Source organism: Vibrio sp. 10N.286.51.B11 (genome assembly GCF_041469245.1).
In the GTDB taxonomy this organism is placed as follows: domain Bacteria; phylum Pseudomonadota; class Gammaproteobacteria; order Enterobacterales; family Vibrionaceae; genus Vibrio; species Vibrio crassostreae_C.
This window is the reverse complement of the sequence record NZ_JBFRKI010000034.1, coordinates 61,291-80,550: the sequence shown is the minus strand read 5'-3', so window position 1 is coordinate 80,550 and position 19,260 is coordinate 61,291. Positions and strand designations below refer to the sequence as shown.

The 19,260-nt window shown below is 43.8% G+C and carries 23 protein-coding genes; 11 read left to right on the top strand and 12 right to left on the bottom strand.

Annotated features, from left to right (window positions below; all coding sequences use genetic code 11):
• Positions 1-70 precede the first annotated feature (70 nt).
• From proX to proV, 3 genes are read right to left on the bottom strand one after another with little or no spacing between them, the layout of a single operon-like run.
• Positions 71-1,126 (bottom strand): glycine betaine/L-proline ABC transporter substrate-binding protein ProX, encoded by a 1,056-nt coding sequence (gene proX, locus AB4154_RS17055; protein WP_372123654.1) that lies wholly within the window; start codon positions 1,124-1,126, stop codon positions 71-73.
• Positions 1,119-2,213, bottom strand: coding sequence for a glycine betaine/L-proline ABC transporter permease ProW (gene proW / locus AB4154_RS17050; protein WP_102333175.1), 1,095 nt, complete (start codon positions 2,211-2,213; stop codon positions 1,119-1,121). Before proW ends, proX begins: the two co-directional genes overlap by 8 nt.
• 3 nt (positions 2,214-2,216) lie before the next feature.
• Positions 2,217-3,404, bottom strand: a complete 1,188-nt coding sequence (proV, locus tag AB4154_RS17045; protein ID WP_372123652.1) for a glycine betaine/L-proline ABC transporter ATP-binding protein ProV — start codon at positions 3,402-3,404, stop codon at positions 2,217-2,219.
• A gap of 640 nt (positions 3,405-4,044) precedes the next feature.
• Between proV and AB4154_RS17040 the strand changes: the two genes are divergently transcribed.
• The gene (locus AB4154_RS17040) at positions 4,045-4,782 is read left to right on the top strand and encodes an HAD-IIB family hydrolase (RefSeq protein ID WP_372123649.1); all 738 of its coding nucleotides are present in this window, start codon (positions 4,045-4,047) and stop codon (positions 4,780-4,782) included.
• A gap of 49 nt (positions 4,783-4,831) precedes the next feature.
• Here the strand turns inward: AB4154_RS17040 and AB4154_RS17035 are convergent, their stop codons facing one another.
• Positions 4,832-5,044 carry a TIGR02450 family Trp-rich protein gene (locus AB4154_RS17035; RefSeq protein ID WP_017065368.1) on the bottom strand — a complete coding sequence of 71 codons (213 nt, stop codon included), beginning with the start codon at positions 5,042-5,044 and terminating at the stop codon, positions 4,832-4,834.
• A gap of 176 nt (positions 5,045-5,220) precedes the next feature.
• Between AB4154_RS17035 and AB4154_RS17030 the strand changes: the two genes are divergently transcribed.
• Together AB4154_RS17030 and AB4154_RS17025 are read left to right on the top strand one after the other, a co-directional pair.
• Positions 5,221-5,496, top strand: coding sequence for a nitrogenase-stabilizing/protective protein NifW (locus AB4154_RS17030; RefSeq protein ID WP_372123647.1), 276 nt, complete (start codon positions 5,221-5,223; stop codon positions 5,494-5,496).
• A 135-nt stretch (positions 5,497-5,631) separates the two neighbouring features.
• On the top strand, positions 5,632-6,756 hold the full coding sequence (locus AB4154_RS17025; RefSeq protein WP_017060330.1) for a M14-type cytosolic carboxypeptidase: 1,125 nt from the start codon (positions 5,632-5,634) through the stop codon (positions 6,754-6,756).
• Between the two features lie 143 nt (positions 6,757-6,899).
• Here AB4154_RS17025 and AB4154_RS17020 read toward each other — a convergent pair whose 3' ends face one another.
• Positions 6,900-7,256 carry a hypothetical protein gene (locus tag AB4154_RS17020; RefSeq protein WP_017060329.1) on the bottom strand — a complete coding sequence of 119 codons (357 nt, stop codon included), beginning with the start codon at positions 7,254-7,256 and terminating at the stop codon, positions 6,900-6,902.
• Positions 7,257-7,523: 267 nt separating this feature from the next.
• Complete coding sequence (locus tag AB4154_RS17015) at positions 7,524-8,150, bottom strand: LysE family translocator (RefSeq protein WP_017060328.1); 627 nt, start codon at positions 8,148-8,150, stop codon at positions 7,524-7,526.
• 209 nt (positions 8,151-8,359) lie between these two features.
• On the opposite strand from AB4154_RS17015, the gene AB4154_RS17010 reads away from it, so the two are divergent.
• From AB4154_RS17010 to AB4154_RS17000, 3 genes are all read left to right on the top strand, one after another.
• On the top strand, positions 8,360-9,598 hold the full coding sequence (locus AB4154_RS17010; RefSeq protein ID WP_017060327.1) for a DEAD/DEAH box helicase: 1,239 nt from the start codon (positions 8,360-8,362) through the stop codon (positions 9,596-9,598).
• A gap of 253 nt (positions 9,599-9,851) precedes the next feature.
• Positions 9,852-10,073 carry a hypothetical protein gene (locus AB4154_RS17005; RefSeq protein WP_017057116.1) on the top strand — a complete coding sequence of 74 codons (222 nt, stop codon included), beginning with the start codon at positions 9,852-9,854 and terminating at the stop codon, positions 10,071-10,073.
• A 127-nt stretch (positions 10,074-10,200) separates the two neighbouring features.
• Positions 10,201-10,503 carry a thiamine-binding protein gene (locus tag AB4154_RS17000; RefSeq protein ID WP_017065764.1) on the top strand — a complete coding sequence of 101 codons (303 nt, stop codon included), beginning with the start codon at positions 10,201-10,203 and terminating at the stop codon, positions 10,501-10,503.
• A gap of 57 nt (positions 10,504-10,560) precedes the next feature.
• On the opposite strand, the gene AB4154_RS16995 is transcribed toward AB4154_RS17000, so the two are convergent.
• Both AB4154_RS16995 and AB4154_RS16990 read right to left on the bottom strand, forming a co-directional pair.
• Entirely contained in the window at positions 10,561-10,728 is a 168-nt protein-coding gene (locus AB4154_RS16995; RefSeq protein ID WP_017060325.1) for a hypothetical protein, read from the bottom strand.
• Between the two features lie 109 nt (positions 10,729-10,837).
• Positions 10,838-11,101, bottom strand: a complete 264-nt coding sequence (locus AB4154_RS16990) for a DUF1289 domain-containing protein (protein ID WP_017060324.1) — start codon at positions 11,099-11,101, stop codon at positions 10,838-10,840.
• Positions 11,102-11,289: 188 nt separating this feature from the next.
• On the opposite strand from AB4154_RS16990, the gene AB4154_RS16985 reads away from it, so the two are divergent.
• The 5 genes from AB4154_RS16985 (at position 11,290) to AB4154_RS16965 (ending at position 16,254) form a co-directional block, all read left to right on the top strand.
• Positions 11,290-11,736: an META domain-containing protein gene (locus AB4154_RS16985; RefSeq protein ID WP_004734625.1), complete on the top strand. Its 447-nt coding sequence runs from the start codon at positions 11,290-11,292 to the stop codon at positions 11,734-11,736.
• Positions 11,737-12,164: 428 nt separating this feature from the next.
• Positions 12,165-13,331: an ABC transporter substrate-binding protein gene (locus AB4154_RS16980; protein WP_017068055.1), complete on the top strand. Its 1,167-nt coding sequence runs from the start codon at positions 12,165-12,167 to the stop codon at positions 13,329-13,331.
• A gap of 5 nt (positions 13,332-13,336) precedes the next feature.
• A complete protein-coding gene (locus AB4154_RS16975) occupies positions 13,337-15,037 on the top strand; it encodes an ABC transporter permease (RefSeq protein WP_372123645.1) in 1,701 nt (566 codons plus the stop codon).
• Positions 15,003-15,653 carry an ATP-binding cassette domain-containing protein gene (locus tag AB4154_RS16970; protein ID WP_102504024.1) on the top strand — a complete coding sequence of 217 codons (651 nt, stop codon included), beginning with the start codon at positions 15,003-15,005 and terminating at the stop codon, positions 15,651-15,653. Before AB4154_RS16975 ends, AB4154_RS16970 begins: the two co-directional genes overlap by 35 nt.
• Entirely contained in the window at positions 15,643-16,254 is a 612-nt protein-coding gene (locus AB4154_RS16965; RefSeq protein ID WP_372123643.1) for a CDP-alcohol phosphatidyltransferase family protein, read from the top strand. Before AB4154_RS16970 ends, AB4154_RS16965 begins: the two co-directional genes overlap by 11 nt.
• Positions 16,255-16,304: 50 nt before the next feature.
• Here AB4154_RS16965 and AB4154_RS16960 read toward each other — a convergent pair whose 3' ends face one another.
• Genes AB4154_RS16960 through AB4154_RS16945 form a run of 4 tightly spaced genes read right to left on the bottom strand, consistent with a single transcriptional unit; the run spans position 16,305 to position 19,254 of the window.
• The gene (locus tag AB4154_RS16960; protein ID WP_102270259.1) at positions 16,305-16,937 is read right to left on the bottom strand and encodes an OmpA family protein; all 633 of its coding nucleotides are present in this window, start codon (positions 16,935-16,937) and stop codon (positions 16,305-16,307) included.
• Positions 16,938-16,948: 11 nt separating this feature from the next.
• Positions 16,949-18,193, bottom strand: a complete 1,245-nt coding sequence (locus tag AB4154_RS16955) for a hypothetical protein (protein WP_372123641.1) — start codon at positions 18,191-18,193, stop codon at positions 16,949-16,951.
• Between the two features lies 1 nt (position 18,194).
• Positions 18,195-18,734, bottom strand: coding sequence for a tight adherence pilus pseudopilin TadF (tadF, locus tag AB4154_RS16950; protein ID WP_372123640.1), 540 nt, complete (start codon positions 18,732-18,734; stop codon positions 18,195-18,197).
• Positions 18,715-19,254, bottom strand: coding sequence for a TadE family protein (locus AB4154_RS16945; protein ID WP_372123638.1), 540 nt, complete (start codon positions 19,252-19,254; stop codon positions 18,715-18,717). The genes tadF and AB4154_RS16945 overlap by 20 nt, the downstream gene beginning before the upstream one ends.
• Positions 19,255-19,260 lie beyond the last annotated feature (6 nt).

The following is a 19,260-nucleotide window of genomic DNA, read 5'->3' as shown; positions in this document are numbered from 1 at the left end:
TCACTCTTGTCGCCCTTTCACTTGGTTTGAAGGTGATTGAGTGACTCTACACAATCACTCAACACGCTCATCATTTCAAATCAAAATGTCTGGTAAGACAGAGTAAATACAAGTCAACGTTACAGTGCTGATTTTTCGCTTCTGTAATCCAACCATCGAACGTGCTTTGGTTCGCTTTGATCCAACCATTTACGTGCGCTTCGATATCCGCAGAGCTATTTTTACCTTTACTCATCATCATGTTCTGAGCACTTACATCATTGATGTTAAGTTTGATGATTTCGAAAAGCTTCGCTGCTGATGGGTTGTTCTTAGCAAACTCTTTATTCGCAATAATGCGCATTGAGTTCATTTCGAAGCCGTAGTTTTTACCGTTAGATAACGTCGTGTCCACGTTCGAACGCTCGCCAGGAAGTGCTGAGAAAGGAACCTCTAACCAAACTACATCTTCGTTAGGCACCAATACGCCACTTACCCAGTAAGGTGTCCACGTGTAGTAAAGGATTGATTCACCCTTTTGGTAACGAGAAATTGTATCTGCAATGATTGCAGCGTAGTTACCTTGGTTGTGAGTCACCGTATCGTCGAGTTTGAACGCTGAAAGTTGGTGTTCAATCACCATCTCACAACCCCAACCTGGGTTACAGCCTGTTAGGTCTGCTTTACCATCACCGTCCGCATCAAACAGCTTCGCGATTTTTGGATCAGTTAATTGACCAATGTTGGTGATGTTGTACTTTTCAGCCGTTTTCTTATCAATTAGGTAACCTTGAGCAGCGCCGCTTACATATTGGCCTTCACGGTAGAATTTCTCATCACCACCTGCCATTGTGTATTTATCAGCATGAAGCGGGAACCAACCTACCGTTAGGAACGTTGCGTCACCCTTTGCAATCGAGGTGTAGCCTACGTTGTAGTCCACTTCTTGAGTTGATTTCACGTCATAACCCAGTTCTTCTAGAGCACGGTTAACGATCAATGTTTGGAATGTCTCTTCCGCTACAGACGATTGAACAGGCTGAACTGATACGCCATCACCCGGTAGGCTTGCTGCCCACACGTTAGTCGATACCGCTAATGTAGAAACGATGCTTACTGCGAGTTTACTCTTCCATGAATTATTCATTGGTGTTTTTCCTTAATTGAAGTTCTGATTTGTTACCGCGATTAAGTACATTCAGTACAAGGGAAACAGGTCCCATGCGATACCAGCGTAATTTTGTATTACCAGCATTGACACCCAGTACTTGGGTGATTCTGTCTAATAAGATGGCTAAGATAACGATGCCTAAACCACCAACAGCGGCCAGTCCCATATCCAAACGGCCAATACCTCTCAGTACCATTTGACCTAAACCACCTACCGCAATCATTGATGCGATAACCACCATCGATAACGACAACATCAGTGTTTGGTTCACGCCCGCCATGATAGTTGGTAATGCAAGTGGCAGTTGAATTCGGTAAAGCATCTGCTTTTTGCTTGCACCGAATGAGTGACCCGCTTCGATCAATTCTTCCGGAACTTGCTGAATACCCAAAATGGTCAAACGAACAACAGGAGGAAGTGCGAATATGATGGTCACCACGACACCCGGAACGTTACCGATACCAAACAACATGACGATCGGTACTAAATAAACGAAGGCTGGTGTGGTTTGCATAGCATCCAAAATTGGGCGCACGAATTTAGCCGCCGTGTTACTTCGAGCAAGCCATATCCCCATGGGTAAGCCAATCAATAGGCAGAAGAATACGGATGTCATTACCAGTGACAATGTGGTCATTGCTTCAGACCAAGCGCCAATCAAGCCAATGAAAGTCAAAGATACGGCCGTTGCAACGCCAAGCTTCAAGTTTGAAAACTGCCATGCCACTAGAAACAAGATGATCAACATGAATGGTGCTGGCGTAGACACCAACGCCGTTTCAAATGAACTTAGGATAAAATCGATAGGCACACGGATTGCCTGGAATAATGGGCGTCCGTGCTCAACTAACCAATTCAGTCCAGACTCAACCCAAGTGTCAACAGGCAGCACAGCCTCTGCAAAAGGGTCAAGTGGATCAAAAGGTGTCGTTTCAACGGTTTCGCTGCTTAACCAATCCGCTGACGGTGAGGTATCAGCGGATTGACCCCAAGGATCACTTGCAGGTTGAGCTGGAGGAGCCGATTGAGACCATGGGTCATTATTTGTTTGTTCAGACGACATGATCTACCCCTTATCCAATGTTTGTAACAGTCGTGACTTAGTCACCACGCCAAAGTAATTACCTTGCTCATCCACAACAGGCACTGAGTAAGGCACACCACCAACTAGGCCAAGCACATCATTGATTGGTAAATCAGGGTTCAGCGTTAGTCCATCATCGAGCTGTGCGCTGATGAGTGATTTGTTCTCTTTGTGGGCTTTACGAAGCGAGTCGATAGAGACAATGCCGGAGTAACGGCTGCTCTTCTCAACTACGATGCCGTACTCGCGGTCGTTATCCATCAAAATTTGTAGAGCGGACGCTGGGCCATCGTGTTCTGATTTTTTAAATACCGCAGCTGGCTTCTTACGCGCAATGTCTTTCACAGTAAGTACGCTTGCTACGTTCACACCACGGAAGAAAGCTCCGACATAATCATTCGCTGGGTTACTAAGAATATCGTCTGGAGTACCGACTTGAACCACTTCGCCATTTTGCATAATCGCAATTCGGTCACCAATACGCATCGCTTCATCCAAATCATGCGAGATAAAAACAATGGTTCGTTTATCGTCATTTTGAAGGCGAATAAGCTCATCTTGCATTTCAGTACGAATCAAAGGATCGAGCGCCGAGAACGCTTCGTCCATCAACAAGATATCTGGGTCACATGCTAGTGCACGAGCCAAACCAACACGCTGCTTCATACCACCAGACAACTCATCTGGGTAAGATTCTGAATATGCGCCAAGGCCAACACGCTCAAGTGCTTCAAGTGCTGATTGCTTTCGTTGTTCAACTTCAACACCCGCAAGCTCTAGACCAAACGCGGCATTCTCGATAACCGTCATATGCGGCATCAAAGCGAAATTTTGGAAAACCATGGAGATGTTGTTGCGGCGAACTTCGCGGAGTTCATCTTCTGAGATGTGGGCAATGTCTTTGCCTCGAAGAAGCACATTGCCTTTGGTAGGTTCGATCAAGCGGTTAAGAAGGCGTACTAGGGTTGATTTGCCAGATCCTGACAGTCCCATTATGACGAAAATCTCGCCTTCTTGAATACTAAGAGAAACATCGTTAACGCCGATCGTTAGCCCTGTTTCTTCGAAAACTTTATCTTTATTTGCGCCTTCATTAATCATTGTAAAAGCACGGTCGGTGTCTTCACCAAACACCTTGTACAGTCCCTTAACTTCCAGTATGGGATCCATGTAATCTAATCCTTTCTCAGTTATTTAAACTTAAATTGGTTATTTAAACCCGAAAAACAATTAGCACTCTAAGTAATTGACACGTGTAAATCAAGGTTCTTCGCTCGGTAAAACAAGGCAACAGACTGAAACCAGACCAGCAACAACAAGACCAAAAAATAAGCAAAAACAAAGCAAGCCACTGATAATAAAAGGGATAAATTAGCTAAGCGTACGGCCAATATTATGTATTACGTAGTCGTAGATTATTGAATATTAATTTTACATTAGAGTAATTAATAGGCTGAATGAACCAACAAAAGCCATAATTAGTTCGTGCACAAACAATTCGAATACGAACTATTTATTAAGCTTTCATGATGTTTCCGAGGCGAAAGTTCGCTCGATAAAAAATATAAGATCAACTCTCAATCTCTACCTAAAAACCAAAGGTCAACCGGCTAAAGTCAGCGAGTTGAAATCAACCTTTTCAACCAAGAATTTTAATACGTCACACCAACTGTGATACTTGCTGCAAACTGCCAATTGGTGATTATCTAAGCTGAACTTCAACTTGTAGAGTGCTCATTGCTGAGCCATTCTTTATAAAAGAAATAAGCATTTTCCCGTGACGAAATAGAGAAAAAGACAAGGAATTCGAATGATAAAAATGTTGGTGTGTGACTTTGACGGTACGCTTGATGGAGGCTCATCTCACGGTGTTAACCAGCTATTTGATTACCTCACAGAACAACCTGATATTCGCTTTATCATCGCAACAGGAAGAACGTTACCCTCTATTCAAGACGGCTTAGCATCAAACAACTACCCGGAACCACACAGTATTATCAGCGATGTTGGCACCAGGATTCATCATAACCATTCTCAAAAGCCCGACCATATATGGCACCAACAACTCGAGGCTTCATGGAATAAGTCAAAAGTAGAGTCCGCACTCGCACCACTCGACTTTATGGGCGAGCGTATAGAGAATCATCAAGGTGATTACAAGATGACGTTTGAAGGTAAGCTGTCTGAGCCACAACATGCATTGATCGAATCTCACTTACAGTCACACGGCTTAGATGTCCACCTAACGTATTCACACGACTGGTATCTAGACATCACACCAAAGGGAGTCAACAAAGCAACCGCTATCCACCATCTTTTGAAGCAACACGACTTGAGCATTGACCAGGTTTGCGTTGCCGGTGATTCAGCTAACGACACCTCAATGTTGACAATAGAAGGCGTTAACTCGATTTTGGTGGCAAACCATTACCCAGAGGTTGCTCACCTATCGGATAGAGACAACGTATACACGAGTAGAGCAACACATGCTGAGGGTGTCTTAGAAGGCCTTAAATACTGGCAAGGGCGTGCGTCGAGTATCCGATAAACGCCAGTTCGCCATTAACAACAGATTAGAATCAAACAGGCTTCTAGCCCTACTTCCAGCCTGGGAGCCAATTTTGATTATCAGTAAGCTCTCGCCAATTGATGTTTTCTTCTCGTTTAGTCATTACTGCCTCTATCATGCAGCGCACTACTTCCCCTTCATCAAATTCAACTTCTGTGACCATAAAGTGCTTTTCTTTCTTCAAAGGGCTAACGGCCGTCCATTTACTGCGAAGTAGTTTCTTTGGATTGATTCGATTCATTGGTTCTGTCCTGTCTTAGTTTTTTAATACTTTATCTATAATCCTCAAAGAGTTAAAAAGATCACTTCAAGTTTAAAAAGCCCACGATTCAAACCCAGGTAAGTCATAACTAAAATCAATAAAACAAATCGTAAACTCGATACAATAGTTGTCACCAGAACAGAAACCTACTTCCCATGAGCCAAACAGAATTCCAACAAAAAATAGCGAGTTTCACCTCGATTGAACAAGCGCTTGATTACTTCGAAATTGGGTTTGATAGCAAGTTCATCAACCAAAATAGAGTCGAGCTTATGAAACGCTTTAATGGTTATCTGATCCTGTCAAAACCCGATGATTGGTTCTCAGGAAGAAGAGCGCTGAAAAACGCTTATTGTAAGGTTCAACGCAGCAAGTTAGATCGCCACACACGTTCAGCCTGTCGTGGGTGTACAACTTGTCAGCGTCGATAGATAGGAAGTACTGCTCAAAGTAGAGAACTAAAAAGTAGATAGTTGAAATAACATCTCATTACGATTTAGTTAGTGGTTTGCTCGAAAAAAAGTGTGCTAGTCTTACGGCAACTCAACTACGAGATAAAAACTACAATGAAAATTTTCAGCAATTTCGAAAGCGGCAACATTCACGTCGTTTCTGCAGATTCACCACAAAACATTCAACTGACGATCCCAGCAGACTACCAAACTGAAATCTCTCAGTGGTTTCACTTCCGCTTAGAAAGTGAAGCTCAACAATCTCACCACTTTGAAATCGGTCAATTGGCAACATCTGCCTACCCTGAAGGCTGGAAAGATTACGATGTAGTTGCATCGTATGACCGTGAAGAGTGGTTCCGTATCCCATCTCAGTTCGATGGCGATACATTAAGCTTCGATATCATCCCTGAACACGATTCAATGTACTTCGCGTACTTCGCGCCGTACTCATACGATCGTCACCAAGATCTTCTGCACAATGCTCAAACGCACCCTGCTTGTAAGCTTGAAACTCTAGGTCAGACGCTAGACAACAACGACATCACTTTGCTAACCATCGGCGAGCCAAGTGAAGAGAAGAAAAACATCTGGGTTATTGGTCGCCAACACCCTGGCGAGACGATGGCTGAATGGCTGATCGAAGGCCTGCTACAACGCCTACTTGATGAAACAGATACGGTTGGTCGCTCTCTTCTAGACAGCGTTGTGTTCAGAGTTGTACCAAACATGAATCCAGATGGCAGCATCCGCGGTCACCTGCGTACTAACGCGATTGGCGTAAACCTGAACCGCGAATGGCAATCACCTTCTATGGAACGCAGCCCAGAGGTATTCCTTGTTCGCGAGCGTATGCTGGAAACGGGCGTTGACCTGTGTCTAGATATTCACGGCGACGAAGCGATTCCATATAACTTTGTAGCAGGTAGCGAAGGCACACCTTCTTACAACGAGCGCATCGCGAAGCTAGAGAGCCACTTCAAGCAAGCACTGCTCACTATCACGCCAGAGTTCCAAGATGAATTTGGTTACGATAAAGACGAACCAGGCAAAGCAAACATGACAGTTGGCACAAACTGGATTGGTGAGCAATTCAAGTGTTTGGCTTACACCGTCGAGATGCCATTTAAAGATCACATCAGTCACGCTGACGAACTTTACGGCTGGTCTCCAGAACGAAGTGTCGCGTTTGGTCACGATATGCTAGCCGCAGTTTGGGCTACAGTAGACGAGCTATAAGGCGAACTAAGCTCATTAGCTTTACCTGTATCGCCTTTGGTTTATAAGAATCTGGGCTATAGATAGAACAAAGCCCAGCACTTGTGAAAGTGCTGGGCTTTTTAATATCGGCTTGGATGAGTGAATCTAACTTTAAAAGCTTTCTATGCCACTCTGAGGCTAGCAAAAAACACTGGGTATCTTTGCCTAATGTGGCGTTGTTCAGACACCATATCTTTGAAGCTCGGACCTTGTGATAACTGAACGATCACTTCGTCACCTTCTTGTCGCAATACAGCACCGCTAATATCGATACTGTTGTTGTCATGCAACCTCAAGGTGCCGGCCATTGAAAAGCCACGATAAACCGGAATGATGTTACGCATCATCAGGCGTACACCCTTTTCAGAAACTTCGCTGACATGAAAAAGCTCATCCTTAATTCGCATCACCGGACGAGCCTTTTGAGGGTACTTTAAGCGGTAATATTTGCGTTTCTGGGTGAATGAATCTTCACGCATTGGTGACTCCCTGTCTCTGTTATTTCGGTCAAGCAATAGGCTGTAGCTTCAATTGGTCTCAAATAAACACATTCACCAAATTGATAGCTAATAATTATATCGACTTCCCGAGCTAATGCTTTAGAGATTTATACAGAGAAACACTGATTGCTTAGCATTCAGTAAAAAATGAGAACTGAATCGGAAATGAAAACTAAGATGGAAACGAGAACTAAGCCGGAAATGAACTGAACCAATAGCTAAAAACCCAATTCTTCGCATCGCACCCTAAAGCTGAAACAATGCCAACTGAATGCTGAAGCCCACGAATAGAATCCCACACACAATGTTCATCATTTGCGAGGTGCGCTTTTGAACTAACAAGCGCTTAAAGGTATCCGCCATTAAGATCACAACTAAGAACCACATCGACACCACTGACGCTTGAATTGCACCAAGTATCAAACTGTCTGTCACAATCGCATCTGTTGAAACAAATTGAGGGAATATAGAAAGATAAAACAGGACAATTTTAGGATTCAGTAGATTAGTGAGAAGCCCTTTGAAAAATTGCTTATAAAGCTTACTTCCCGATGCACTGACCACAGAGAGCACGCCCTCTTGAGCGCGCAGCGCCGCACGAAAATGGTTATACCCAAGCCAGACAAGATACAAAACCCCAGCCCACTTTAGCCCTTCAAAGGCCATGGGAGTGTTCGACAGTAATAAGCTTATGCCGTTAGCCGAGATAAAGGCATGAAAAAAGAAACCACATGACACGCCCAACACGTTCACAAATGCGAACAGCTTCCTTTGAGTTAAGGCTGTGCTTAATACCAACAGCGCATTTGGGCCCGGGATAATGGCAATAAAAAACACGATAACGATAAACAGCCAGATACTGTCCCAACTCATTTCGATCTCATTTCATGAACATTTTTAGGGCGGACATTGTACGTCCATTCAGTGCCATTACAATATGATAAACGCTTAATTATCGCGTATAGCTAACAGACATAATTCGCGCGTATAATGAATGTGTTTATCGTCTAACATACAAAACGGATTCTCTAACATTTGTAGCCCTGATAGACTCCACCTCCTTTTTGATACTTGGTTCATTTATGTCATTTGATAGCCTAACCCTTAACGCAAAAACCGTCTCCGCGCTCTCATCTCAATTCAATAAGCCGACAGAGATACAGCAAGCGGTAATTCCTACCATTATTGCGGGGAAAGACGTACTCGCATTGGCTCAAACGGGCAGCGGTAAAACATTGGCGTTCGGCTTACCTTTACTGAATAACATCAACCAAGATGTGAATGAACTGCAAGCACTGATCATTGTTCCAACCCGTGAACTTGCATCTCAAGTGACCAAATCTTTAGAACCGATCGCGACAACGCTCAATATCAAATTGGTAACGCTAACGGGCGGCGTAAATACTGATGATCAACAGCAACAATTATCGACTAAACCACAATTAGCCATCGCCACACCGGGCCGCCTACTTGCTTTAATCAAAAGTGATGAACTGGATATAGCTCGGTGTTCATCATTGGTTCTTGATGAAGCCGACCGCCTGATCGACATGGGATTTTGGCCAGATATTCAAGCGATTACTGCAGCACTACCAAGTAAACGTCAGTCACTGTTGTTCTCTGCGACACTTCCGCCCGAATTAGTAGGGCAAGCTGAAGAGCTTCTTTTAAATCCAGTTAAAGTCACGACACATCAAGAAAACAGCGTGGTCGCGACTATTGAAGAAACCCTGTATTTAGTAAACAAAGGCAGTAAAGCTCAAGCGCTCATCGCACTACTCAATCAACACACATGGCCGCAAGTATTGGTATTTATTGGCGCAAAAGACAATGCCGACGCATTAACCAAACGATTGAATAAAGCCAAAATCAGTGTGAGTGCGTTACATGGAAATAAGAGCCAAGAAGAACGAGAGCAAGCATTAGAAAGTTTCAAAAATGGCGAGACTCGTGTGCTTATCGCGACTGATGTGATGGCTCGAGGCATCCATATTGATCAACTACCTATTGTAATTAACTTCGAATTACCTTCTCACTCAGCAACTTACGTACACCGCGTTGGTCGTACAGCAAGAGCAGGAAGTACTGGCTGCGCGGTCTCTCTGGTTAGCCACAGCGAAACTGACTACCTCAATGCGATTCGCACCTTGACCAATAAGCCGTTAGTGCTGCAACCATTAGAGGGTTTCCCGGTTACCGACAAACCTGCATCTGAAACGACCGCTCGCAAGCGTCCACCTAAAGATAAAATGGCCAATCGAAGAACAGCTAAAAAGAAAAGCATTAAGCAATTTAAAAGCAAACCAAATAGCTCTAAGTAACCAGAAATAACTCTAAGTAACCAGAAATAGAATGGTCAGCTCAGTTTGTACTGGGCTTTTTTATATGCAACAAAATACAAATTCACACCCAAAAACTTCCCTAAAGTTGCCAACTTAAATGACACTTTTGTGAATTATGATGCCAACGTATTGATTCTTGGTTGCTCAAAAAAAATACTCTTAAATCACGTTGACGCCCCTATATCTAGCAACTAGATTTTTCTATTAGTGTCTACAACAGGAGGTCATTGAAATGAAACGTGCTAGCTCTACATATCGATTACAACTGATTAAGGAAGTGGCAACTCGCCGAGATCGTCAACGTTCCAATGACCCGATGGCAAACTACATACAAACCCTAATAGATAATAAAGATGATTGTGATACTTCGGTTGAACGCAACCAGAGGTTCAGTGGCAGTCATTTTGATGAGCACATAGGTGGTTGGGTAAGTGACCACTGGGGTAACAAGTAGGACAAAGAGAGTAATCCAACCAGCATAATCGCTGTAGAATTCGTCTCCGAATTAACCTATCATCTGCAACAATTCCCTATCCTAGAGTAAGCAGAAAGTGTCTGAGTTAAAAAGAGAAAAAGAAGTGATGGTTGCCTTCCAAGTGATACCTCGCGTTAAAGAAGGCAACAACTTCGAAGTGGTTGATAAAGCCATTGAAGTTGTGAAAGCTGCCGATGTGCCTTTCCAAGTCGGTGCGATGGAAACTACGATGAAAGGTGAACTCAACCAATTACTCGATATCGTTAAAAAAGCAGAACAAGCTTGCTACGATGCAGGGGCGGTAGAAGTGATCACAAACATTAAGATTCACAGTAAAACCACCGAGGCCGATGATACATTTTGCACTTACCATCGTGGTGTAACGAAAGCGAATCACATGTTTGTTTAATCACATTTTTGTTTCTGAAAACTGAGCTTTAAGAAAGGCTCTGAAGAACCAGTGGTGTTATTGGAAAGGCATGTCTGAGAGGTGAGAAAGGATTTCCATTCGTTCTTCTTCTGACATCGAATGCCAATCACGCGGAGTCTCTTCAGGGTCATCTTTTGCCCCGATCGGTTTTCGGTCAAGTGCTTTGACTGGCTCTTTTTTGATTTTTACGTTCTTTTTATTCATACCGACACCACTCCTTCTGGTACAAAGGTACCTACTTTAATATTACACCCCAACCATTATGTAAAGTAATAGTTACTTCGGAGTTAAATAAAATCTAAATACTTCCTCTTTAGCCAAAAAGATCTCTTTGGGGACTGGTATTTCCCTCTTCATCGACCTGCTTACCAATCAAGTTTTTTTGATTCATTATTTTTCTTCTATAGCGCTGACGACACAGCTTTATCACGTGCAATTGTTCTGACGGTGTCATCGACATCCAATTAAAGCGCTCTTCTCTCTTGCGCATACAACCGTTGCAATAGCCTTTGTCATCGCTTGAACAAACCCCAACGCAAGGGCTTGGAACTTGGAAAAACTCTAACTGCTCCACCATGCCTCCTTACACATTCAAAATTACGCTTACTCTCTCAAAAATAAGCGATTAATTTGTCGCCTGGCTCATGAAATCCATACTAAACTATGACCTTATACTGACACATATAGTGTTTTGTAAACTATACTTTGAACCCATCAAGTTACACTTATCCGGTAACTTCGTTCTTTCCTTTGGAGCCTTATAATATGAAGTTTAGTTCAAAAAAATTACTAGCAGTAGCCGCTTTACCTATGATGCTAGCAGCATGCACAACAACAGGTGACAACGCGATGCAAGTAACACCAACCGATCTACAGCACCATAATTGGGAACTTGCGCAAATTGATGGCAAGGACATTGTGAAAAGCGAAGACCAAGCAGCTCCTCGTCTAGAGATCGGCGAAAAGATGACTGCAAACGGCATGGCTGGTTGTAACAACTTCTTCGGTCAAGGCGAGCTGAAAGACGGTCAATTCCGTATCAAGCAAATGGGCATGACAATGAAAATGTGTCACGGCTCTGCGATGGAAATCGAACAATCGGTTTCTGCTACTCTAAGCGAGTGGAGCGACGTAACGCTAACAAACGATACGCTAGTACTGAAAAACGATGTACACACGCTAACGTACACAATTCGTGACTGGGTAAACTAATCCGTCATCGAAACCAAATACTGATTAAAGGAGCCTGATGGCTCCTTTTTTATTGTCAGCTTGCCCTCACTACTTCTTCAAAATTGACACTCATCGCCGACTTTTCGTACCAGCCTCCAATAAACCTCAAAAATCTCTCATTTAGATGCAATAAATTCAACGGTTCAGCGGTCTGTTGCTAGGATGGCAAAAGCCTAGAGTCTGTCGAGTTTTCGAGGTGATTACAGATCGAACAAAACTCAACCGAGAACTCCCTGCTTGTTCTCAAGTAATTGATTGAATTTACTGTTGAATTAGAATTTATTTCAGAAACAGATAGAATAACTATTAGGGCATGTTGATCTTTCGTTAACCACGAAGGGTCAACACGCCCTAGGGAGTTTGAAAATACAATGCTCTTGCCCGTTCACTACCAAATGGAAAAGTTTATGAACAATATAGTAAGTACGTTAGGAATCATGGCAACCGTTGCATACAGCGCAACCATTTATGCTGATGAAGCAACATCCATCGACAGCTGGAACCAAATAGAACAGCAGGCAGAGGGAGAAACTGTCTACTTTCACGCTTGGGGCGGAAGCCAAGAGATCAATCGTTACCTACAGTGGGCAGGCAAGAAATTACAAAGTGACTACGGTGTCACGTTAAAGCATGTGAAAGTGACCGATATTGCGGAAACCACCACTCGACTGCTTGCTGAAAAAGCGGCAGGAAAGAACAGTGAAGGCAGCGTCGATATCGTCTGGATTAATGGCGAGAACTTCCGTTCGATGAAAGACAACGCGCTATTGTTTGGGCCATTTACGGAATCACTTCCAAATTGGCAGTATGTCGATAAGTCTCTGCCAATTGATGTCGATTTCTCAGAGCCGACAGAAGGCTTAGAAGCACCGTGGGGCGTGGGACAACTGGTGTTCATTCATGACCAAGAAACACTTCACAACCCGCCACAATCATTCTCTGAGATGTTAAGCTACGCTCAGGCTTTCCCGAACCGCTTAAGCTACCCTCGCCCACCAGAGTTTCATGGCACGAGCTTCATTAAGTCACTACTGATTGAACTAACAAACAATAACCCTGCGCTGGCTCAGCCGGTTTCAGAAGACAACTTCCAAGAAGTAACGGCACCACTGTGGGCTTACTTAGATAAATTCCATAAAGTGGCGTGGCGCGGTGGAAAGCAGTTCCCAGCAGGCACATCGGAAAGCATCCAACTTCTGGATGACGGACAGATCGATCTCGCGATTACGTTTAATCCAAACTCTGTTTATTCAGCACAAGCCAGTGGTCGCTTAGCCGAAACCACTAAGGCTTATGCTCTAGAAAGCGGCGCTCTATCTAACATTCACTTCCTTGCGATTCCTTGGAACGCCAATGCAACCGCGGGTGCTCAAGTGACCATTAACTTCTTACTGAGCCCTGAAGCACAGTCTCGCAAGGGGGACCTCAATGTTTGGGGCGATCCTTCGGTTCTGAGCAGCAAGTACCTCACTGGCAGCGCTAAAAACACCCAGCAATTTAAATCGGTTGATGAACCACACCCTAGCTGGCAAAACGCGCTCGAGAAAGAGTGGCTTAAGCGATACGGTAACTAGTCTTCATGCTACGCGCTCTATATTTTGTTGTTATAGCTGTATGCATTATCCCGACCATTCCTGGGGTAGCGGGAGTCGTGGCTTCGTCACTGAGTTTCATCCCGCCCCTTGGTTTAGAGGAGCCGACACTCAACGGTTTTAGCCAAGTCTTTCAATGGGAAGGGGCTTGGCACTCTATTGGCTTAAGCCTAGGTTCAGCAATTGCAAGCAGCTATATAGCCTGCTTCCTGACCTTTTGTATTCTTCAAGCCTCTTGGGGAAACAAGTTTTGGAGAAGGATTGAGTTTACGCTATCGCCAATGCTTGCCATTCCACATGTAGCTTTCGCTATCGGCTTTGCTTTTCTGTTTAGTCCAACGGGGCTTGGCGCAAGAGCGGTACATCACTTGCTCGGCGAATCGGCTACCAGCTCTGAATTGGCGTTATTGGTGAAAGACCCATACGCGTTCGGCTTAATTATTATGCTCGCACTCAAAGAAGTCCCCTTCTTATTGCTGATGAGCATTTCGATACTTCAGCAAATTGATGTAGAGCGTATCACCAAGGTCAGTGCATCGCTCGGTTACAGCCGCGCTCAGATCTGGTGGAAATGTATTTTCCCACAATGGTTTACTAAGCTTCGTTTCCCAATGCTGGCGGTACTCGCTTACAGTGTCTCGGTTGTCGATATTGCTTTGATCATAGGCCCAACCAACCCGCCGACCTTTGCCGTTTTGGTATGGCAATGGTTCAACGATCCGGATCTTAACCTACTTCCGCGAGCTGCTGCTGGTGCCATCGTTTTGTTTGGTTTAGCTTCGTTGATCATCGCCTTGGCGCGTTTAGTTGAATGGGCGGTTCTTAAGTACTTTCGAACTTGGCAGTATTCCGGAAGAACAGGGGCAAACCTTCCGGGGAAAACGGTATTCACTGTCCTTGCTAGCCTTTCACTGCTGATCATTCCTTTAATGGTAATTTGGAGCGTTGCTCAGCGTTGGCGCTTCCCTGATTTACTGCCGAGCCGCTACAGCACGCGCTTCTGGGAGTTCGAGTGGGAAGGCATCATGAGCACCGTTGGTCAAAGCTTATGGATTGGTCTGATTGCTGCTTCAATCGCTTTGTTGCTTGCGCTGGTTGCTCACGAATACAGAATCAAATACAAGTGGCAAGTTCCGGGCTTCATTATCGCTATTCCAATGCTAATACCACAGCTTTCAGTGTTGTTTGGTATGCAAGTCACGACCCTCTACATCGGCAGTAGTGCCTATGAGTTCTGGGTGATTTGGGCGCATGTTTTCTTTGCTTTCCCGTTTGTGTACCTGTCTTTGGATGGCCCGTGGAAAAGCTTCAATGATGGGTTGATTAAAGCCTCGCTGAGCCTAGGTAAATCGCCATTTCAGAGTTGGTATTCGATCAAACTACCAATCTTGCTTCCTGCGATTGCCTTTGCTTGGGCGGTCGGGATCAGCGTGAGTTTGGCCCAATACCTTCCAACATTAATGCTCGGCGCGGGCCGTATTAGCACCATCACCACAGAAGCCGTTGCCCTAACCAGTGGTTTCGACCGCAGGGTAACCGCAATTTATGCCATTTGGCAGGCCTTGTTGCCTCTGTTCTTTTTCTCTTTAGCGATATTAGTCAGCCGACTTCAACTTAGATATCGCCGTCTTACTTTTAAAGGTTTTCTTACTAATGAGTCTGCACCTCAACGACCTCGCCATCCATAAAAACGGTGGCGAATCGCTGTTTTCAGCGCTAAACGTAACATTAGAATCAGGCCAAATATTGGCGCTGATGGGGCCAAGCGGCTGCGGAAAATCGACTTTGTTAGATGCCATCGCGGGTCACCTGAATGACGAGTTCTCATACTCTGGCACCGTTATTTTGAACGATATTCAACTAGACGATCTCCCATCACATCGGCGTGAAGTTGGTATTCTGTTTCAAGACGACTTGTTATTTCCACACCTAAAAGTATGGGAGAACTTGGCCTTTTCCTTACCAAACTCGGTTAAGGGTTCAGATCGTCAACAACAAGCAATGGAAGCGTTAAAAGACATTGAACTGACCCGCTTGGCTGAGTCATTTCCCGACCAAATATCTGGCGGCCAGCGAGCGAGAATTAGCTTAACTCGTATGCTATTGGCGAAACCGAAATTGGCGTTGCTTGATGAGCCGTTTAGTAAGCTCGACCAAGAACTCAGAGCCCAGTTTCGCGACTGGGTATTTGAGCAACTCACTAAAGCGAATATTCCGACATTAATGGTGACGCACGACCAAACCGATGTGCCTCAAGGGGCAAAAGTTCTGTCTTGGCCATGGAGAAGTAACCATGCTGGATAAGTACTCTATTAAGATCATTAAGTGGCCATTAAATCAATCAGCCAAACTACTTAATAGATTCGGCATCACAGCCAACCAAACCACCCTGTTTGGGTTTCTGGTTGGATGTTTAGCGTTTCCAGCATTGGCATTTCAACAATACGAATGGGCGTTAGGGTTTATTGTATTTAACAGGGTTTGCGACGGGCTTGATGGAGCCTTGGCTCGAATCCAAGGTATTAGTGATGCGGGCGGTTTCCTCGACATCAGCCTCGATTTTCTTTTCTACTCATTAATCCCCTTTGGCTTTGTTATCGCCAACCCAGAACACAACGCCATTGCCGGTGCATTTTTGATTTTCTCTTTTATCGGCACTGGCAGCAGCTTTTTAGCGTTTGCGGTTATGGCAGGCAAGCGAGGCATCGAAAACCCAGTCTATAAGCATAAGTCTCTGTACTACATGTCAGGGCTAACCGAAGGCACTGAAACCATCGCTTGTTTCATTGCTTTCTGTATTTGGCCTCAACACTTTGCGGCTATCGCTTACACCTTTGGTGCAGCTTGTTGGCTAACCACGTTCATGCGTATTTATTTTGGGTTCCAGACACTCAAAATAAATTAGGACACCAAGAAAGGATACAATCGATAATTGTATCCTTTATTTTGTTGAATCTAATTTACCATCACTTCGACACGTCGGTTATTCGCTCGCCCCTGACTTGTGGAGTTAGTGTCTACAGGTGCTAATTCGCCACTCGATAAAATGCTAATTCCTTCAACCCCTTTTGATTGAAGATAAAACGCTACTGAATTTGCACGCTGTTCTCCAAGTGCTAGATTGTAATCAGAACTTCCTACGCTGTCAGTATGACCTTCGAGCAAAAACTTACTACTAGACAACGATGCTAACTTTACAATTTTATCCAGAATATAGAGAGAAGAGTCTGTTAACTGAGACCGGTCGAAAGAAAAGTAAACTTTTGCTAGAGGGTCATCTTGCCTTCCATTTTCTAACTGACCGTTAAGGATTAGAAACTCGCTACAACCTTTGCTGACGCCGACCTCGCCAATCAAAAACTGACGCAAGTCTTTATTAAGTTCGTGTTTACTCGTCGTTTCAAGCATGTTGAAAGGTCCGGCATTAGGGATAATAGAGATAGGAGCTCCCACTCTAACAGAGCGCTCAATATCCATCCCTTCTTTTGCACAATACTCGTTAAACATAACTTCTTTCTCTTTGGCTATACTCGCCGCGCTATACACGAAGAAAAAAAGAGCGATAGATAAATACTTTAGTGGATTCATGAACTTTCCTACTACTTGATATGTCCAATTTCTTCTGAAATCAGGTTTAGAATAATTTCCAACAGTTCGTCTGGGTTGGAGGCATCGTAAACATTACTTTCACCAACACAGTCAGCTAAAGCTCTATTGTCATTAACATCATAAGTGAAGCCAATCAAAGCGAGCTGTGCCGTCACTGGACGCCCAGAAACAGTTCTGTCAGAACTCAGCCCGTCGATAATTTCAGTACACATCCCCTCCTCCACCAAAGCACTAGCCATATCCGAATTGTTGTCGTCTCCATCAGAAAGAATAACGATCAACCGCCGAGGGTTTGGTGTATTTGTCGCCTTTAAGATTTGTGCTGCTCGCATAATACCTTGATAAGAAGCTGTTCCTCCCTCAGGTGAAAAACTTTTAATATCATTGTCAATACTGTTTAAATCAGACGTCAGTGGGGTGGTATAATAATCATAATTAGTAACATAATCACAGCGCTCATCGGATTCTTTTACTTGCCATAAATCTGCAACTGTATTTTTCGCACTCTGCTTATCGTTCCCCCCGTACACAATTTGGTCTGAATAATATATTTTTCTTTTACTCCAACTACCATTACACCGATCACCAACCGCATCGACCGAATATGAAGCAAAGGGAACTAAGGTAACCTTATTAAGCTCGTCGGGTGAGGCGCTTTCTTGGTTAAATTTATCCAACTCAACGAGCACGTTCGAAATAATATCTTGTACCTCTTGATATTTTCTCTTTGTACCCCACCCATAATCCATTGAACCCGAAAAGTCTGTCACGAATGCAATATCAATGGAGTCACCTTGATATTTTCTCGCTGTACCAGCATGACTTACAGAATACATTTCATCTAAGCCGACAAAATTATCGTTACCGGGAAACCAAGATTCATGCGTGGTAGTTATAGAAATATCATACTGACTATACCTCGCACCGCCTTCGCATTGAGTTTGATCCGTCAACTGACACTCCGTCCTAACGATATTCATAGGCACATTTGTTTCTTTATCTCGTATATAGGCATCTACATATAAACGAGCTAGTGCAGTATTATGCTGTGAACTTGTGCTATTTTGCGCAGAAAGTGCGAGTGCAGCTACTTCAGCAGCATCTCCCAGACGAGCACGATTTTGTATAGCTCTGGCACCATCGATTCCTAATGCAAACAAACCGTAAAAGCCGGGGATGAGTAAAGCAAATAGTATCGCAGCATGTCCTTTCTGTTTGTTTAACGACTGACGCATACTACCTACCCATCATGACAGAAGAAGATTGAACTGTTGTGAAGTCGGTCTCGAATAGCTCACCAGCCCAATTATCTGTCTCATAACAAAGAGTTACTCGATACAACGTGGCTCTTCTTCCCCATGACGTCATCATAGATAATGCTTGAAGACCCTGAATGGTTTCTGTCAAGGTACAGCCTCCTCCGCGCTTGACCGTCGTAGTATTTGAGTTGCCATTTAAGTCAAAACTTAGCATTTCGAATGTACCTGACAAATTAGCTTGGCTGTAATTTCCGGTAGTACGTTTCAAAGAGTTTTTCGCGACCTTATATAGTGCTTTGGCATCATTCGTTGTTAAAGTGTTATCATTCTTACCATACAATTGAGTTCTTTCTTTTAGCACATTCACAAGAGAATAAGACAAACGGTCCAACTTCCCTTGTATTGATAGCTTTATAATGACGTCTCCTGTCAATATTAAGAGTGCTGCAAAAACAACACCTAGTAATGCAAATTCAACAGAGAACGTTCCGGCCTGTCTATATCTTAAATTGATCACGCTCGTACTCCTGAATCACGATAACTTCACGTGAGAATAAAGCCTCCGTGTCAATTAAAAACGACAACATAGGTTTAAAGTCATAATCAATTCGATATACAGCCATGACGCTATTCACAGGCTCCCCACACTCCAACTCATATAAACTGTCATCTTGAATTTCACACTCTCCTTTATATGATGACAAAGCCTGAATATCATCCAAATATTGAATAGAAAGCCTGAATTTATTAGGGTCAATCATCTCTCCCCAAAGAGATCCCTGTGCTTGAATCGAATTTTTAAATGACTGCATAAAATCAGTAGTAGAGCCTGATTCACCTCTAGTGCTAGAATCTTGAATAACAACTTTTGCATCTCTTACTGACTCGGAGATTGCATAGTCACTTACCGAGGACACATAAGACATGTAGCCCATCTCAGCCCAAGTAATACACATCAACCAAAACGCCATAAATGACAAAGCAAACTCGATAGATGCAATGCCCAAGTGCTTTTTTCTATTGTTCGTTTTTCGCATAAAACC

Coding starts and splice junctions, on each gene's coding strand:
- proX (WP_372123654.1), bottom strand. CDS start 1,126: ATGAATAATTCATGGAAGAGTAAACTCGCAGTAAGCATCGTTTCTACA.
- proW (WP_102333175.1), bottom strand. CDS start 2,213: ATGTCGTCTGAACAAACAAATAATGACCCATGGTCTCAATCGGCTCCT.
- proV (WP_372123652.1), bottom strand. CDS start 3,404: ATGGATCCCATACTGGAAGTTAAGGGACTGTACAAGGTGTTTGGTGAA.
- AB4154_RS17040 (WP_372123649.1), top strand. CDS start 4,045: ATGATAAAAATGTTGGTGTGTGACTTTGACGGTACGCTTGATGGAGGC.
- AB4154_RS17035 (WP_017065368.1), bottom strand. CDS start 5,044: ATGAATCGAATCAATCCAAAGAAACTACTTCGCAGTAAATGGACGGCC.
- AB4154_RS17030 (WP_372123647.1), top strand. CDS start 5,221: ATGAGCCAAACAGAATTCCAACAAAAAATAGCGAGTTTCACCTCGATT.
- AB4154_RS17025 (WP_017060330.1), top strand. CDS start 5,632: ATGAAAATTTTCAGCAATTTCGAAAGCGGCAACATTCACGTCGTTTCT.
- AB4154_RS17020 (WP_017060329.1), bottom strand. CDS start 7,256: ATGCGTGAAGATTCATTCACCCAGAAACGCAAATATTACCGCTTAAAG.
- AB4154_RS17015 (WP_017060328.1), bottom strand. CDS start 8,150: ATGAGTTGGGACAGTATCTGGCTGTTTATCGTTATCGTGTTTTTTATT.
- AB4154_RS17010 (WP_017060327.1), top strand. CDS start 8,360: ATGTCATTTGATAGCCTAACCCTTAACGCAAAAACCGTCTCCGCGCTC.
- AB4154_RS17005 (WP_017057116.1), top strand. CDS start 9,852: ATGAAACGTGCTAGCTCTACATATCGATTACAACTGATTAAGGAAGTG.
- AB4154_RS17000 (WP_017065764.1), top strand. CDS start 10,201: ATGGTTGCCTTCCAAGTGATACCTCGCGTTAAAGAAGGCAACAACTTC.
- AB4154_RS16995 (WP_017060325.1), bottom strand. CDS start 10,728: ATGAATAAAAAGAACGTAAAAATCAAAAAAGAGCCAGTCAAAGCACTT.
- AB4154_RS16990 (WP_017060324.1), bottom strand. CDS start 11,101: ATGGTGGAGCAGTTAGAGTTTTTCCAAGTTCCAAGCCCTTGCGTTGGG.
- AB4154_RS16985 (WP_004734625.1), top strand. CDS start 11,290: ATGAAGTTTAGTTCAAAAAAATTACTAGCAGTAGCCGCTTTACCTATG.
- AB4154_RS16980 (WP_017068055.1), top strand. CDS start 12,165: ATGAACAATATAGTAAGTACGTTAGGAATCATGGCAACCGTTGCATAC.
- AB4154_RS16975 (WP_372123645.1), top strand. CDS start 13,337: ATGCTACGCGCTCTATATTTTGTTGTTATAGCTGTATGCATTATCCCG.
- AB4154_RS16970 (WP_102504024.1), top strand. CDS start 15,003: ATGAGTCTGCACCTCAACGACCTCGCCATCCATAAAAACGGTGGCGAA.
- AB4154_RS16965 (WP_372123643.1), top strand. CDS start 15,643: ATGCTGGATAAGTACTCTATTAAGATCATTAAGTGGCCATTAAATCAA.
- AB4154_RS16960 (WP_102270259.1), bottom strand. CDS start 16,937: ATGAATCCACTAAAGTATTTATCTATCGCTCTTTTTTTCTTCGTGTAT.
- AB4154_RS16955 (WP_372123641.1), bottom strand. CDS start 18,193: ATGCGTCAGTCGTTAAACAAACAGAAAGGACATGCTGCGATACTATTT.
- AB4154_RS16945 (WP_372123638.1), bottom strand. CDS start 19,254: ATGCGAAAAACGAACAATAGAAAAAAGCACTTGGGCATTGCATCTATC.